Raw genomic sequence first — 14,326 nt, 5'->3', positions numbered from 1 at the left:
CGGCTGGGCCCCTTAAATCCGGAGTCCTGACCTACAAGTTTATTGTAAACGCAGTATTGCTTATTTTCTTACGTGTTTACATCGATTTATGGAACTTAGTGGTATCCTTTAGCGTCTTCACCCATGACGAAAACTTCATTGGTGCCATACGCTTCAAGCTACCATGCATTCTTCGATAATTATAAAAGTCCATATATTGATCAAGCGTTTCAAACGCCTCTTCAAACGTCATGAATTCTCGTCTACTAAACAAGTTACGTTCCAGTATGCTATGAAACGATTCGATGTAGGCATTCATATTTGGAGTCCGTGGGGGAATTCGCTCATGGGCCATCCCTAAGCTCTCACAGGTATCTCCAAACAACTTGCTTACAAATTGAGGCCCGTTGTCCGTCCGGATCACAGGTAATGTTTCACCAGGCTGAATGCGGCACTCTATGGCATATAAAAGCGTTTGAACGGCATGCTTGGCTTCGCAGGTTCGCCCGCGATATTGTCCGACTATCACGCGGTCAAATACATCGATAATGCTAAGAACAAAGAAAAATCGCTTCTGTCCTATAACGTATCCGTATTTGATGTCCATTTGCCACAACTGATTGGAACCGGTTATGAATCGGTTCTTTGGGAGAGTGCGCGGGTGCGATGGAACGTGCTTTCGAGCTTTTTGCAGAATGCCGAGTTCTTTGCAAAGGCGGTACGTTTTCTTCTTATTAATTATGACTTGGTGAACATCACGAATGCACTGGCCCAACAGTTTATAGCCGTAGACATGTTCTTCGCCTTCAAGTAGCTCAAGGAGCCACTCTTTGATCTGCTCATCGCTAATGGGGATCCCCGTTATGCTTAGAGAGTATCCAGGTGTAGGGCGCCCGCGTTTGCCTGCAGGTGACGGCTCAGCCTTTGGGGTAGAAGTCCTCTTTTTCCGATCGTAGTAGGTCGATTCGGCAATTTCCAAAATCCGCAGAACTACAGCTGTTGGTTCACCCCGCTTAATGAATGGTTCTGCTACTTCAAGTTTTTCAGATAAGCGGGGTTTTTCTTTTTTACGAGTTCCCGTAGGATCTCATTTTCGAGTTCTTTCTCGCCGAGCACTTTCATAGCTTTTTCGTATTTCTCTTCAATCTCTTGAAGTCGTTTGAGCTCTTGAAGGTGTTGGTCAGGCAGTGAAGTTTCTATATCCGTTATCTGATCTCGGTATGTTCGGATCCAGGTCCGAATGGTTTCCGGGTGCAGGTCATACGACCGGGCAAGCACCCCCACTTTAATACCAGATAAAGCTTCTCTTACTACCTTTAAACGAAATTCATCTTTGGCTTTTCCCATAACTTAATCCTCTCCCTTATTTCCATTGTAAATCCTTGTAGGGGAGGACTCCAGTTTATTTAGGGGGCCTAGAGGATAGAGCAGCATTTCATTGGATATTTCCAGTTAAAGTGCACAATCGGTACGGTTCTATCGATCGTCGCAGATTGTTTTTTGCATGCTTCCGACTGTTACCCGGAAGCCGTCTCCTGCCGCTCTTCGCCGTGCCAGAGCCGGCGGAAGCTTTCGCTCACGGCGAGAAGTTCCTCCGCCGTGCCCTCGGCCTCGATCGTGCCGTCCTTCAGCACGATGATGTGGTCCGCGTGCGAGAGCGCGGCCTTGCGGTGTGAGACGACGAGGCAGGTGGCCTCGCCCCGGCCCTCGAACAGCCGCTCCCACAGCTTGCGTTCGGTCTCGACGTCGAGCGCGCTCGACAGGTCGTCGAACACATAGAGCTGTGCGTCGCGCACGAGCATGCGCGCGGCTGCGGTCCGCTGGACCTGGCCGCCGGAAAGCTTGACCCCGCGCGGCCCGACCATCGTGTCGAGGCCGTGCGCGAGCTGCGCCACGTCGTCCTCCATGACGGCGGCGTAGAGCGCCTGCGACAGGCCGCCCTCGCTGTCCGGCAGCCCGAGCAGGATGTTGCTGCGCAGCTTGTCGCTATAGAGGCGCGGGATCTGCGCCGTGTAGGCGCTGTGCGGCGGCACGAAGAAGTCCCCCGGCGCGGCGACCTGCCGGCCGTTCCAGCGAATCTCGCCGGATTCCGCCGGCAGGAGGCCGAGCAGCGCCCGCAGCAGCGTCGTCTTGCCGGAGCCGATCATGCCGGTGACCACGGTGAACGATCCGCGGCTAAGCCGCAGATCGATATCCAGGATGCCCCGGCCCGTCTCCGGATAGCGGTAGGTCAGCCCGCGCACCTCCAGTTCCCGCAGCGGCTCCGTAACATCCGCCGACGCTTCGGCGGCAATTCCGCCCGCACCGTTCCCAGTCCGTTCGGCAGTGGTCCGCACCGCCGACTGCTCCGCATCTCTGCGTCCTTCATCCCTCCGGCCGCCTTCCCCGCGGGATTCGCCGTCCCGCCGCTTGCCGATCCCGATATAAGCCGGGGCGGTCAGAATCCAGGCGGGGGCCCCCTGCAGCATGGCTTTCATCCGGCCAAAGCTGATGGCCATCTGCTTGTAGTAGGTCATAAAGTTCCCGACATTGGAAGTCAGTTGGGTGACAAAGGTCAGATAATAAATGAACAAGGACAAGTCGCCGACCGAAAACGTTCCGCCTCGCATTTTGTACCCGGCAAGCACGAGAATCAGACCGGTGCCAAGATTGACGGAATTGGTGAACACGGAGGACAGCGCCTCGGTGATCAGTTTGTCTTTCACCATCGTCTGGCGTCTGGCATCGCTGAGCCGCTCGAAGCGGCGCACGATCCGCGCCTCGGCACCTGCGACCTGAATCGCCTGGACATTCGAGAACATCTCGCTGATCGAGCTGGTGACTTTGGCTGTCGCGGCGCGGCTAGCCGCCCGGTATTTCTGGACGCGAGACGTGGCGATTTGCGCTGCGGTCACGACCAGAATCAGCGGTACGAACACAAAGAAGGTCAACTGCGCGTCAATGGATATCAGAATATAGCTTGAGACCACCGTAAAGCCGACCAGGCCGAACGTGTCGACAGACCAGCTCATCGCTTCTTCCGTGTGATCCACATCGTCCCGGAAGTTGCTGATCGCTTCCCCTGGAGACACGGGAATCGCCTTGGCTCCGGGCTCCTTCAGCACGTGCGACAGCATGTTTCTCCGCAGCAGGGCGGAGATACGGAAGCGATAGCTGGCGTCGGTCCAAAATCCGCAGATAATTACCGCGATACGGGCCAGGGCGGCTCCGACCAGCAGAGCGGCGATGCCCCAGACGCCGTAAGGAAGATTATAGCTTCCTTCAAGATAATCGAAGAACGATTTCTGAATGAGGCCGGGCAATAGCGGCATCATGTGGATAATCATCCAGGCGAGCAGATTGGCAAAATAAAATACCGGCCAATAACTGATCAGCCTCCAAAAGAAATGTCTTGTATTCATGCCAGCACCTCCTCGAGCCCGACAGTCAGCATCCGGCTGAACCGGGATTCCGGGTTCCCCGCGAGCGCGGCCCGCGCCCCGTACTCCACGATTCTTCCGTTCTCCAGAATCATAATTTGATCGGCCCGCTGCACGGTCGAGAGCCGGTGGGCGATCATGATGCACGTCCGCTCTTCAAGCAAAGAACTGATCGCCGCCTCGATCCGGTTCTCGGTCAGCGGATCAAGCCGGGAAGAAGCTTCGTCCAGGATGACGAGGCCGGGATCGCTGAGGAACACCCGGGCGAAGGCCAGCAGCTGTGCTTCCCCCGCCGACAGGCTTCCGCCCCCGGAGGAGAGCACTGTATCGAGCCCTTCCGGCAGCGACGCGTACCATTCCGTGAGGCCAAGCTTCTTCAGCACGGCGACGATTTCCTCATCGTCGATCGTGTCGTCGTACAGAGACAGGTTGTCGCGGACCGTGCCCTCCATAATTTCGATGTTTTGCGTCACCATCGCCACGCCGCTGCGCAGCTCATGCAGCTTGCAATTTCGGATGTCGACGCCGGACAGCTCGATCGAGCCCGTTTGCGGATCATAGAAGCGCAGCAGCAGCCGGGCGAGCGTCGATTTGCCGCTGCCGGTGCGCCCCAACAGACCGAGCGTCTGACCCGGTTTCAGCGCCAGCTCAATATCGCACAGCGTGGGTTCGCCATCTTCCTCGTAAGAGAAGGTCAGGCGGTTGAACCGCACGGACAAAGGCCCGGGCGGAAGCGGCGCGCCCGGACCGTCGGCAATCATCGTCTTTGTGCTCAGCAGTTCGGAGATGCGGATGAGGCTGGCGTCGGCCTTCTGCAAATCCTCGAGCTGCGTGCGAATCTTCTCGATCGGCTTCGCCAGCAATTCCGTGTAGTAGAAGATGAGATACGCGGAGCCGATCGTAAGCTCGCCTCGTTTCCAGAGCCAGGCGCAAACGATGAACGCGGCGGCGTTGCCGAGCGCGAACACGAGGATGGTCGTGCCCCAGGTCATCCCGAAGCCCATGAAGGCCCGGATTCGCACGGGCAGCATCCGCCGGGCGAGGTCATAGAAGCGGTTCATCACATACCCGGCCGCGCCGTTGGCGCGCGTATCCTCGGTTCCTTCCAGATGCTCGCCGATGAAGCCGTACAGTTCGGCGTTCTGGGCCCGCCATTTCTTCCAGAGCGGGACGTTGTATTTGCGAATGCGCTGAATGGCGAAGAAGGCAAAGACCACGAACAGGGTCATCACCGCGCCGATCCAGATATTTTCCCGGAACAGCAGCAGCAGGATGCCCAGCATGAGCAGCAGGTTGCCGAGCAGATGGATCATGAAGCTGGAGAAAAAATTCGCCAGCGCGTTGACGTCGCCGTCCACGCGCTCGATCAAGGTTCCGGAAGTATTCGACTTATGGAACGACATGTCGAGCGAGAGACAGTGTTCCACCAAATCCGCCCGCAGCCGGTTGGTCGTCGTCCAGCCGAGATTTTCGCTGAAATAGGCGGCGCAGACGGACACGACTTGCTGGACGACCGAGAAGCCGATAAATAGAGCGGCCGCGTAATAAAGTGCCCTCAAGCTCCCTTGTCCCTGAGCGGTATCGATGAAGTAACGAATAATTTGCGGGTTGACGAGCTGCAGGGTGATGGAGCCGAGCAGCAGCACGGCCAGCCAAATCAGCAGCTTACGCTGGGCGAATACATATTTTCCCAACATTTCCCGGTAATGCGATAAGGACTTCGTCCTTCGAATTTTGCTGGTACGCATGGTTTCCTTAGGTTCCGACAAGCCGGTCACTCCCTCTGTCCGTATCTCTATGTACATTTTATATTGGAACACTCTATTAGAGTATTCCTAGCATTCGTACAATCCATTTTATACCAAAACATATGTTCCCACAATAGAAATGACAGTGTATTTTAAATCTTAAAACCGTGAAATTATGCAGCAAATTTAAAATAAAACCGTTGACATAGTGAAAAAAGAGACGATATAATTTTAGCTAATTGATAATGAATATCATTATTAATTAAAGATATCGTCTGTTCTGCCGGCGGATGATCACTTGAGCTTTCTCCTGGCCAGGGAGAGCGAAGTAAGGACGAAGCTATGAAGAAAACAACTTTGACAGCATTGTTGATTATATTATCTATCGTTTCAATATTCATCGGGGTGCAGAGCATCTCGATCCGCGATCTGCTGCAATTCGACGCGGAAGCGTGGGAATTGCTGTGGATCAGCCGGCTGCCCCGGCTGATCAGCATTCTGATTGCCGGCGTCAGCATGAGCATCGTCGGCTTGATTATGCAGCAGCTGACCCGGAACAAATTCGTGTCGCCGACGACAGCCGGCACGATGGATTCCGCCAGCTTCGGCATTATGGTGGCGCTGCTGGTGTTCAACGCGGCGGGACCGCTGATCAAAATGGCGGTGGCCTTCGTATTTTCGCTCGCCGGGACGTATATTTTCATGAAAATCCTCGACCGGGTGAAATACAAGGATACGATTTTTATCCCGCTGGTGGGGCTCATGTTCGGGGGCATCGTCAGCTCGGTCACTACTTTTTTCGCGTATAAATACAATTTGATCCAAAGTATGTCCGCCTGGACGTTCGGGGACTTTTCGATGATTTTGCAGGGCCGTTACGAGCTGCTGTACATCAGCGTCCCGCTTGTCGTGATCGCTTATGTATACGCCAACAAATTTACGGTGGCGGGCATGGGCGAGGAGTTCTCCGTCAACCTGGGCCTCAATTACAAGCAGGTCGTCAACATCGGCCTCGGGCTGGTGGCGCTCGTCACATCGGTCGGCGTGCTGACGGTCGGATCGATTCCTTTTCTCGGGCTTATCATACCTAACCTCGTCACGATGTACCAGGGCGACAATCTGAAGAGCAATCTTTCCCACACGGCGCTCTTGGGGGCGGCATTCGTGCTGGCTTGCGACATTTTGGGACGGGTGATCATTTATCCTTACGAGGTGCCGATCGGTTTGACGGTCGGCGTGATCGGGAGCGGCATCTTCCTGTACCTGTTGATGAGGAGAAAGACATATGAGCAATAAAGCGAAACTTGGAATCCTGGTCGGCATCGCCATCCTGTTGGCGGTCGTCTTCATGACGATCGACGCGGGGGGACAGTGGGATTACATACTGCCGAGACGGGCCAAAAAGCTGATCGCGATCCTCCTCACCGGCACGGCCATCGCTTTTTCGACGGTGGTGTTCCAGACGATTACGAGCAATCGCATCCTGACGCCTAGCATCATCGGCCTGGACTCGCTGTACATGCTGCTTCAGACGGTCATCGTGTTCCTGTTCGGAGGGACGGCCCTGACGCTGATGAGTAAGAATCTGCGCTTCGTGCTGGCGGTGGGCCTCATGGTGGTATTTGCCATGCTCTTGTACAGGATGCTGTTCCGCAAGGAAGGACGAAGCATTTACCATTTGCTGCTGATCGGTCTGGTGTTCGGCACCTTTTTCTCCAGCCTGACGTCGTTTTTGCAAAAGCTGATCGATCCGAACGAATTCCTGGTGATCCAGGATAAAATGTTCGCCAGCTTCAATAACGTCAATTCCGATCTGCTCGTGCTTTCGCTCGCCGGCGTGCTGCTCGTGGGGATTTATTTCGCGCGGTTCACCAAGTATTTGGATGTTCTCTCCCTGGGGCGCGACCATGCGGTCAACCTCGGGGTCAGCTATGAATACGTCGTCAAGCGGATGCTGGTGGTCGTTGCGGTTCTGATCTCGATCTCCACCGCGCTCGTCGGACCGATTACGTTCCTCGGACTTCTGGTAGCCAACGTCGCCTATCAGTTTCTGAACACGTACCGTCATAAAACGTTGATCTTCGGCGCTTCCCTGATCAGCTTCATCGCCCTTACCGGCGGTCAGCTGCTGTTGGAAAGAGTGTTTACCTTCTCCACTTCGCTAAGCGTAATCATCAACTTTATCGGCGGGGTGTATTTCATCTATCTGCTGCTAAAGGAGAATAAATCGTGGTAAAGGTTAGAGGCGTTTCCAAACAATACGGCGGCAAGAAAGTCATCGACAACGTTTCGCTGGAAATCGAAAAAGGCAAAATCACCTCCTTCATCGGCCCGAACGGAGCCGGCAAAAGCACACTGATGTCGATGATCAGCCGCTTGATCGCCAAGGACGGGGGAGAAATCCTGATCGAGGACCAGGAGATCGGCAAGTGGAAAAGCGGGGAGCTCGCCAAAAAGATCTCGATTCTCAAGCAGTCCAATCACATCAATATCCGTCTCACCGTGAAGGACCTGGTCGATTTCGGCCGCTTCCCTTACTCGCAGGGAAGGCTGACCAAGGAAGACGAGGCTTACGTGGAGGAAGCGATCCGCTATATGGAGCTGGAGCCGATGCGGAACAAGTATCTCGATGAACTGAGCGGCGGCCAGAAGCAAAGGGCGTTCATCGCCATGGTCATCGCGCAGAACACCGAATACGTGCTGCTCGACGAACCGCTGAACAATCTCGACATGCGCCATTCGGTGCAGATCATGAAGGTGCTGCGCAGACTGGTCGACGAGCTGGGCAAGACGGTCGTGCTGGTCATTCACGATATCAATTTCGCCTCCTGCTACTCCGACAACATCGTGGCGTTGAAAGACGGCGTCGTCATCAAGCAGGGGACTACGGAGGAAATTATGAACCCGGCGGTATTGCGGGAGGTTTACGACATGGACATCCCGATTCACGAGATCGGCGGGAACAGAATCGGCGTTTATTTCACGTGATATTCATATTGAAAAAAATAGTATGGGGGGACTTTTAAGTGAAAAGCAAAAAGTTTGCTTTAATGCTTACAGCACTGGTTATGATTATGGTACTCGCGGCTTGCGGGGCCAATAACGCAAGCAGCGGCAATAACGGCGGGGGGAACGCCGGCTCCAATGCGGGCAGCACCAACACGACGGAGCCCGTTGCTGCGGCTCCGGCCGAAGAAGAGGAACTGACGATTACGCATCAACTGGGCGAAGCCAAAGTGAAGAAGAACCCGGGCAATGTCGTCGTGTTCGATATGGGCGTACTGGAAACGCTGGATAAGCTCGGCGTGGAAGTCGCCGCGGTGCCGCAAGGCAGTCTCCCGACACATCTGAAAAAATATGAAGACAGCAATTACACGAATGCGGGTACGCTGTTCGAGCCGGATTTCGAGACGCTGAACAAGCTCGATCCCGGCGTCATCTTTATCTCCGGCCGTTCGTCCGAAGCCTATGAGGAGCTGAACAAAATCGCCCCGACGATTTACATGGGCGTAGACACCAAGAACTATATGGAGTCTTTTAAAGAGAACGTGACGACGCTCGGCAAAATTTTCGGGAAGGAAGCCGAAGCGGAGCAAGAGCTCGCCGCCATTGACGATTCGATCAAAACGCTGAACGAGCAGGCGACCGCCAGCGGCAAGAAAGGCCTGATTATTCTGACGACCGGCGGCAAAGTAAGCGCCTTTGGCCCGGGGTCGCGTTTCGGCATTATCCATGACGTCTTCGGGGTCACGCCGGCAGACGAAAGCATCAAAGTCGATACCCATGGAAATTCCATTTCTTTTGAATTTGTCGCCGAGAAGAATCCGGATTACCTGTTCGTCGTGGACCGCGACGCCGTTGTCACCGAGGAGGGCAAGCAGGCGACCCCTGCGTCCGAAATTGTGGAGAATGACCTTGTGAAGAAAACGAACGCCTACAAAGACGGGCATATCGTTTACCTGGATGCCAACTACTGGTATCTCTCCGGCGGCGGCCTCCTGTCCGTACCGGAAATGATCAAAGAGGTGCAGGAAGGAATTCAATAATTTAAATAGTACAAAAACGGCTCGATGCTTATACGGCATCGGGCTTTTTTATATTTCGGCAGGCTGTAAAAAGTACAACATTTTCCGGGTGAAAACCTAAATTGGAGAGAAATTGCTGCATCTTATGCAACATTTAAGCCGGATATTGAGGAAATTCGAATGATTCCGTTCAAATTTCTGTAAATAATGCAGCATTACTCAGCATTTGACGAGTTTGCAAAGGAAATGTTGTATTCTTTACCATCTGCGGGTATTTAAAAATTTATATTTTCACGATTTCCTCATCTGAACTTCATGCAAATACGGATGTCCGCATGCTAAAATCTGATTTAGAACTTAGATTAAGTCTAAATACAATAGTAAATTTGAAAGGATGATATAGATGGATAATAGATTGACGACAAATCAGGGTGCGCCGGTAGGGGACAATCAAAATTCGCGGACGGCGGGACAGCGCGGTCCGACGGTGCTGGAAGACTATCATCTGCTGGAGAAAATCGCCCACTTCGACCGCGAGCGCATTCCCGAGCGCGTCGTGCATGCGCGCGGAGCCGGCGCCCATGGGGTATTCGTTACGGAGCGCAGCATGTCGGAGTTTACGAAGGCGCATTTCCTGCAGGAAGCCGGACGCGAAACGCCGGTGTTCGTCCGCTTCTCGACCGTTATTCACGGGGTAGGCTCGCCGGAGACGGCCCGCGACCCGAGAGGATTCGCCGTGAAGTTCTACACGGAGGAGGGCAACTATGACCTGGTCGGCAACCATTTGCCCGTGTTCTTTATCCGCGACGCGATCAAGTTCCCGGACATGGTACATTCGCTGAAGCCCGCGCCGAACACGAACATCCAGGATCCGGCCCGGTACTGGGATTTCATGACCCTGTCCCCGGAATCGACGCACATGATGACCTGGGTGTTCTCGGATAACGGAACGCCGGCGAACTACCGTCAAATGGACGGCTTCGGCGTACACGCCTTCAAATGGATCAATGCCGAAGGCAAGATCACTTATGTCAAATATACCTGGAAGTCGAAGCAAGGCGTGGTGAATCTGTCGGCGGACGAGGTCCGCGAAGTGCAAGGGCGGGACTTCAATCATGCCACGCGCGATTTGTACGATCATATCGAGCAAGGGGATTTCCCGCAGTGGGAGTTGAACGTACAGTTGATGCCGGTAGAAGACCTCGACACCTGGGGCTTTGATCCGCTCGATCCGACCAAAGTGTGGCCGGAAAGCCATTATCCGCTGATCAAAGTCGGGACGATGACGCTGAACCGCAATCCGGTCAACTTCTTTGCGGAAGTCGAGCAATCGGCTTTCTCGCCGAGCGTGCTTGTGCCGGGGATCGAGCCTTCCGAGGATAAGCTGCTGCAAGGCCGGCTGTTCTCCTACCCGGATACGCAGCGTTACCGGCTTGGCGCGAATTACCTGCAAATTCCGGTCAACTGCCCGTATGCGCCGGTCCGCAACCATCAACGGGACGGCCTGATGAACGTGATGCAGGACCCGTCGCCGGTCAACTACGAGCCGAACAGCCTGGAGGACAGCCCGAAGGAAGATCCGGCGTACCGCGACAGCGTCGTTCCGGTAAGCGGCCATATCGGCCGGGAGAAAATCGCTAAGACCGACGACTTCACGCAAGCCGGTGAGCTGTATCGCAGTTTCACGCCGGAAGAGCAAGCCAATCTGATCAGTAACTTGGTCAACGATTTGAAACAAACGACGGAGAAAACGCGGCTGCTCGCGATCTGCAATTTCTACCGCGCCGATGCCGAGTACGGTACGCGGTTAGCCCAGGGGCTTGGCGTTGATATCAGCGGCTTCATTCCGGCCGCGGGATCTCAGGGCTAATCCTTGTTAATATAAATGATTATTAAGAATGGCGGAGCCCCTGCAGGGCTCTGTCTTTCTTTTAATATAGTTAATATCATTGAAAGGATATACATAATATTCCATAATGGAAAAATATCAATCTATGAGAGGGCATAAGCGCCATAGCCACCATAAAAACATGCGATGACGAAGGAGACGGTAAGTATTATTGCCCTTTGAGTTGCCGATTGCGTAGTTGAAATCTATCGGAGGACTTGGAAAGGAAGAGGAGATGGACGTTAATGACTACTATGAATAACAGCGCGCCTGTGATCACGGTGCGGGATTTACGGATGAAATTCGGGGATAGATATGTATTGAACGGTATTGATCTGGAAGCTTACCCGGGCCAAATCATCGGCTATATCGGACCGAACGGCGCCGGCAAAAGCACGACGGTCAAGATCATGCTGGGCCTGGTGGAAGGATACACCGGCGAGGTCAGTGTACTGGGGGCCAGTCCAAGCGACGGGAGTGTGGAGTATAAAAAACGCATCGGCTATGTGCCGGAAGTGGCGGATATCTACGATACGCTTACGGCTCGCGAGTATCTGACGTTTATCGGCGAGCTGTACGGAGTACCCGCGGATGAGGCGGAAAGTAAAGCCTATCGATTAATGGAGCGCTTTGGCTTGAAGGAAGTGTTCGATGTGCGGATCGCTACATTTTCTAAAGGAATGAAGCAGAAGGTGCTGCTGATTTCCAGCCTGCTGCACAATCCGGATATCTTGTTTCTTGATGAGCCGCTCAGCGGATTGGACGCCAACAGCGTGATGGTGGTCAAGGAGGTTCTCGCGTTGTTGGCCGCGCAAGGGAAGACGATTTTTTATTCCTCGCACATCATGGACGTTGTCGAAAAAATCAGCCACCGCATCATTTTGCTGGCCGATGGACGCATCGTGGCCGACGGCAGCTTCGAGCAGCTTAAGGGTCAAGTCAGCGGAGGCTCACTGGAGCAAATTTTCAATCAATTGACGGGCTTTAACGAGCATCAGGACATTGCTGAGCAGTTCGTCGCGATTGTGCAAGAGGTATAGGGGTATGGGCGAGATGAAATCGTTGGTGGTACTGGACCGCTTTAAGGGACTGTTCGAAAAGCTGGGTTTCAATTATCCCGCCATGCGGCGCATACTTCAAATCAAACTGCTGATGGACGGAAGAAGGGCCCCGACGATCGTCGGTAATTCCCGCAAAAAGGATAAGAAAAACCAGTTCATCGGTTCTCTGTGGCTTTACCTGCTCATGGGCGGATTCTCTTCCGTCTTTCTGGCAATCGGCAACAATTCCTTTTTCCAGGTGAGCTTTATATTCGGCATATTTATGTTCATGATCATGACCTCGCTGATCGCGGACTTCTCTTCCGTATTGCTGGATACCCGGGACCGGAGCATTCTGGCGACGAAGCCGGTGGACCGCAGAACGATCGCCATGGCCAAGACGCTGCATATTTTATTCTATATGTTCTTTGTGACCGGAGCGCTGGCTATCGTTCCGCTGGGGGTAGGGGTCGTCAAGCATGGAATCGGATTTGCCCTGCTGTTTCTGATTGAACTGATTTTAATGGACCTGCTGATCGTGGTGTTCACCGCGCTGATTTATCTTGTGATACTTAAATTTTATGACGGCGAGAGACTGAAGGATCTGATCAACTATGTTCAGATCGGACTCACGGTAGCGCTTGCCGTCGGCTATCAGTTCCTGGTCCGATTGTTTGACTTCATGGGTCTGCAAGCCGAATTGCAGCCGGAATGGTGGCAGTTCCTGATCGTTCCGGTGTGGTTCGGGGCACCGTTCGAAGTGCTGCTGCACGGGAACGGCCAGAGTATGCTTGTGCTGCTGTCGCTGCTGTCTGTATTTGTGCCGATTCTGGCATTTTTGTTATATGTCAAGCTGATGCCTTTGCTGGAAAACAATCTTCAGAAGCTGTCCGATCCGGGCCGCGGCAAAAAAGCGGGGCAGGGGAAATGGCCGAAGCGTCTTTCGCGTCTGTTATGCGCAAATCCGGAGGAGGAAGTATTCTTTCGCTTTGCGTGGACCATGCTGGGAAATGAGCGGGAGTTCAAGCTGAAAGTATATCCTACGCTCGGGTTGTCGCTTATTTTCCCGTTCCTGTTTATGTTTATGAATGGAGCCACAGACGGGCTGTACGGGCTTGCGAAGACAAGAATGTATCTGTTTATATACTTTAGCGCCCTGCTTGTGCCCACCGTTGTCATGATGCTTAAATACTCGGGGAGTTACAAGGCGGCCTGGATTTACCGGGCACTGCCGATCGGAGACATGCTTCCGGTTTACAGGGGGACGCTGCTCGCCGCCGCAGCGCGGCTAATTATGCCGCTGTATGCGCTGGAAGCCCTGATCATGGCCCTGTTGTTCGGAGCCGATATTTTGCCCGATCTGCTTGTGGCCGGCTTGGCTATTCTGGTATTCACGGTACTATCCTTCGCTTACTTAAGCAAAGGGCTTCCGTTCTCGGAGCGGTTTGAGGCGGCGCAGCAGGGAGAGGGGGTCCGCATGATTCCTTTATATTTCCTGCTTGCGGGGTTGGGGTTCATCCATTTCATGGCGACTAAAGTCAGCTACGGCATTTATGTCTACGCGGCGATATTGCCGGCGGCCAATTGGATATTGTGGCGCAAGCTGTTCGGTAAGCTGAGCAGGAGGGAATAAAGAGGGCTCAACACTTTTACGGAGGAAAGGCATGAACAGAACCTACCAGCATTCCCGACAGGCGCAAAGAATAGAAGGGCCGAGAATCACCCGGGAGAAAATAACGATCCGGCATATGATCGGCATTTATTGCCGGGGTGCCCATAAGAAGAGCCGGAGCCTAGATTCGCTTGGAGGGAGGTGGCGGAGGACAAGCTTCAAGTACGCCGATGACCGCATGGGCAGCGGCTTGTGCGAGGAGTGCAAGGAACTGGAGCGGTATGCGATGAAGCGCCTCTCGTTTTGCAGGTTCGGGGAAGACAAATCGACCTGCGTCTCCTGTCCGGTTCACTGTTACGCCCCGGTGCAACGGGATATGATCAAACGGGTGATGCGCTATGCCGGCCCCCGCATGCTGTTATCTCATCCCGTTCTGACGATCCGGCATATGATCGACGGGAGGGCGCGTATCGCGCTGACAGAGCTCGATTAACGAGGTCTCCTAGTCCAGACACATATTTTTCACACCTTGCTTTGCAGCGCGAAAACCGCATTGGAGCAAGGTTTTTTTATATAGTTCACAAATGTGACATTCGTCATGTGATTCTTGTCACA

12 protein-coding genes are annotated in these 14,326 nt (G+C 53.8%); 8 read left to right on the top strand and 4 right to left on the bottom strand.

Annotation, left to right across the window (positions count from 1 at the left end; translation table 11 throughout):
* Window positions 1-76 precede the first annotated feature (76 nt).
* From V3851_RS20910 to V3851_RS20895, 4 genes are all read right to left on the bottom strand, one after another.
* Window positions 77-997 carry an IS3 family transposase gene (locus V3851_RS20910; protein WP_331848502.1) on the bottom strand — a complete coding sequence of 307 codons (921 nt, stop codon included), beginning with the start codon at window positions 995-997 and terminating at the stop codon, window positions 77-79.
* 11 nt (window positions 998-1,008) lie between these two features.
* Window positions 1,009-1,326, bottom strand: a complete 318-nt coding sequence (locus V3851_RS20905; RefSeq protein WP_331848388.1) for a transposase — start codon at window positions 1,324-1,326, stop codon at window positions 1,009-1,011.
* 170 nt (window positions 1,327-1,496) lie between these two features.
* Window positions 1,497-3,380: an ABC transporter ATP-binding protein gene (locus V3851_RS20900; protein WP_331848501.1), complete on the bottom strand. Its 1,884-nt coding sequence runs from the start codon at window positions 3,378-3,380 to the stop codon at window positions 1,497-1,499.
* Window positions 3,377-5,146: an ABC transporter ATP-binding protein gene (locus tag V3851_RS20895; protein WP_331848510.1), complete on the bottom strand. Its 1,770-nt coding sequence runs from the start codon at window positions 5,144-5,146 to the stop codon at window positions 3,377-3,379. The genes V3851_RS20900 and V3851_RS20895 overlap by 4 nt, the downstream gene beginning before the upstream one ends.
* Window positions 5,147-5,488: 342 nt before the next feature.
* On the opposite strand from V3851_RS20895, the gene V3851_RS20890 reads away from it, so the two are divergent.
* From V3851_RS20890 to V3851_RS20855, 8 genes are all read left to right on the top strand, one after another.
* Window positions 5,489-6,442, top strand: a complete 954-nt coding sequence (locus V3851_RS20890) for an ABC transporter permease (protein ID WP_331848500.1) — start codon at window positions 5,489-5,491, stop codon at window positions 6,440-6,442.
* Window positions 6,432-7,382 (top strand): iron chelate uptake ABC transporter family permease subunit, encoded by a 951-nt coding sequence (locus tag V3851_RS20885; RefSeq protein ID WP_331848499.1) that lies wholly within the window; start codon window positions 6,432-6,434, stop codon window positions 7,380-7,382. Before V3851_RS20890 ends, V3851_RS20885 begins: the two co-directional genes overlap by 11 nt.
* On the top strand, window positions 7,376-8,134 hold the full coding sequence (locus tag V3851_RS20880) for an iron ABC transporter ATP-binding protein (protein WP_331848498.1): 759 nt from the start codon (window positions 7,376-7,378) through the stop codon (window positions 8,132-8,134). Before V3851_RS20885 ends, V3851_RS20880 begins: the two co-directional genes overlap by 7 nt.
* A 62-nt stretch (window positions 8,135-8,196) precedes the next feature.
* Entirely contained in the window at window positions 8,197-9,192 is a 996-nt protein-coding gene (locus V3851_RS20875) for a siderophore ABC transporter substrate-binding protein (RefSeq protein ID WP_331848509.1), read from the top strand.
* A gap of 382 nt (window positions 9,193-9,574) precedes the next feature.
* Window positions 9,575-11,041 (top strand): catalase, encoded by a 1,467-nt coding sequence (locus V3851_RS20870; RefSeq protein WP_331848497.1) that lies wholly within the window; start codon window positions 9,575-9,577, stop codon window positions 11,039-11,041.
* Between the two features lie 272 nt (window positions 11,042-11,313).
* On the top strand, window positions 11,314-12,099 hold the full coding sequence (locus tag V3851_RS20865) for an ABC transporter ATP-binding protein (RefSeq protein ID WP_331848508.1): 786 nt from the start codon (window positions 11,314-11,316) through the stop codon (window positions 12,097-12,099).
* A 13-nt stretch (window positions 12,100-12,112) separates the two neighbouring features.
* Window positions 12,113-13,732, top strand: coding sequence for a hypothetical protein (locus tag V3851_RS20860; protein WP_331848496.1), 1,620 nt, complete (start codon window positions 12,113-12,115; stop codon window positions 13,730-13,732).
* Window positions 13,733-13,763: 31 nt separating this feature from the next.
* The gene (locus V3851_RS20855; protein ID WP_331848495.1) at window positions 13,764-14,204 is read left to right on the top strand and encodes a nitrous oxide-stimulated promoter family protein; all 441 of its coding nucleotides are present in this window, start codon (window positions 13,764-13,766) and stop codon (window positions 14,202-14,204) included.
* Window positions 14,205-14,326: the final 122 nt, after the last annotated feature.

The organism is Paenibacillus haidiansis, assembly GCF_036553665.1.
GTDB lineage: Bacteria > Bacillota > Bacilli > Paenibacillales > Paenibacillaceae > Fontibacillus > Fontibacillus haidiansis.
This window is presented reverse-complemented; position numbering and strand designations above follow the sequence as displayed.

What these genes read in the sequence shown, in the direction of transcription:
- V3851_RS20905 (WP_331848388.1), bottom strand. Translation starts at nt 1,326, where the DNA reads ATGGGAAAAGCCAAAGATGAATTTCGTTTAAAGGTAGTAAGAGAAGCT.
- V3851_RS20900 (WP_331848501.1), bottom strand. Translation starts at nt 3,380, where the DNA reads ATGAATACAAGACATTTCTTTTGGAGGCTGATCAGTTATTGGCCGGTA.
- V3851_RS20895 (WP_331848510.1), bottom strand. Translation starts at nt 5,146, where the DNA reads ATGCGTACCAGCAAAATTCGAAGGACGAAGTCCTTATCGCATTACCGG.
- V3851_RS20890 (WP_331848500.1), top strand. Translation starts at nt 5,489, where the DNA reads ATGAAGAAAACAACTTTGACAGCATTGTTGATTATATTATCTATCGTT.
- V3851_RS20885 (WP_331848499.1), top strand. Translation starts at nt 6,432, where the DNA reads ATGAGCAATAAAGCGAAACTTGGAATCCTGGTCGGCATCGCCATCCTG.
- V3851_RS20875 (WP_331848509.1), top strand. Translation starts at nt 8,197, where the DNA reads ATGCTTACAGCACTGGTTATGATTATGGTACTCGCGGCTTGCGGGGCC.
- V3851_RS20870 (WP_331848497.1), top strand. Translation starts at nt 9,575, where the DNA reads ATGGATAATAGATTGACGACAAATCAGGGTGCGCCGGTAGGGGACAAT.
- V3851_RS20865 (WP_331848508.1), top strand. Translation starts at nt 11,314, where the DNA reads ATGAATAACAGCGCGCCTGTGATCACGGTGCGGGATTTACGGATGAAA.
- V3851_RS20860 (WP_331848496.1), top strand. Translation starts at nt 12,113, where the DNA reads ATGAAATCGTTGGTGGTACTGGACCGCTTTAAGGGACTGTTCGAAAAG.
- V3851_RS20855 (WP_331848495.1), top strand. Translation starts at nt 13,764, where the DNA reads ATGAACAGAACCTACCAGCATTCCCGACAGGCGCAAAGAATAGAAGGG.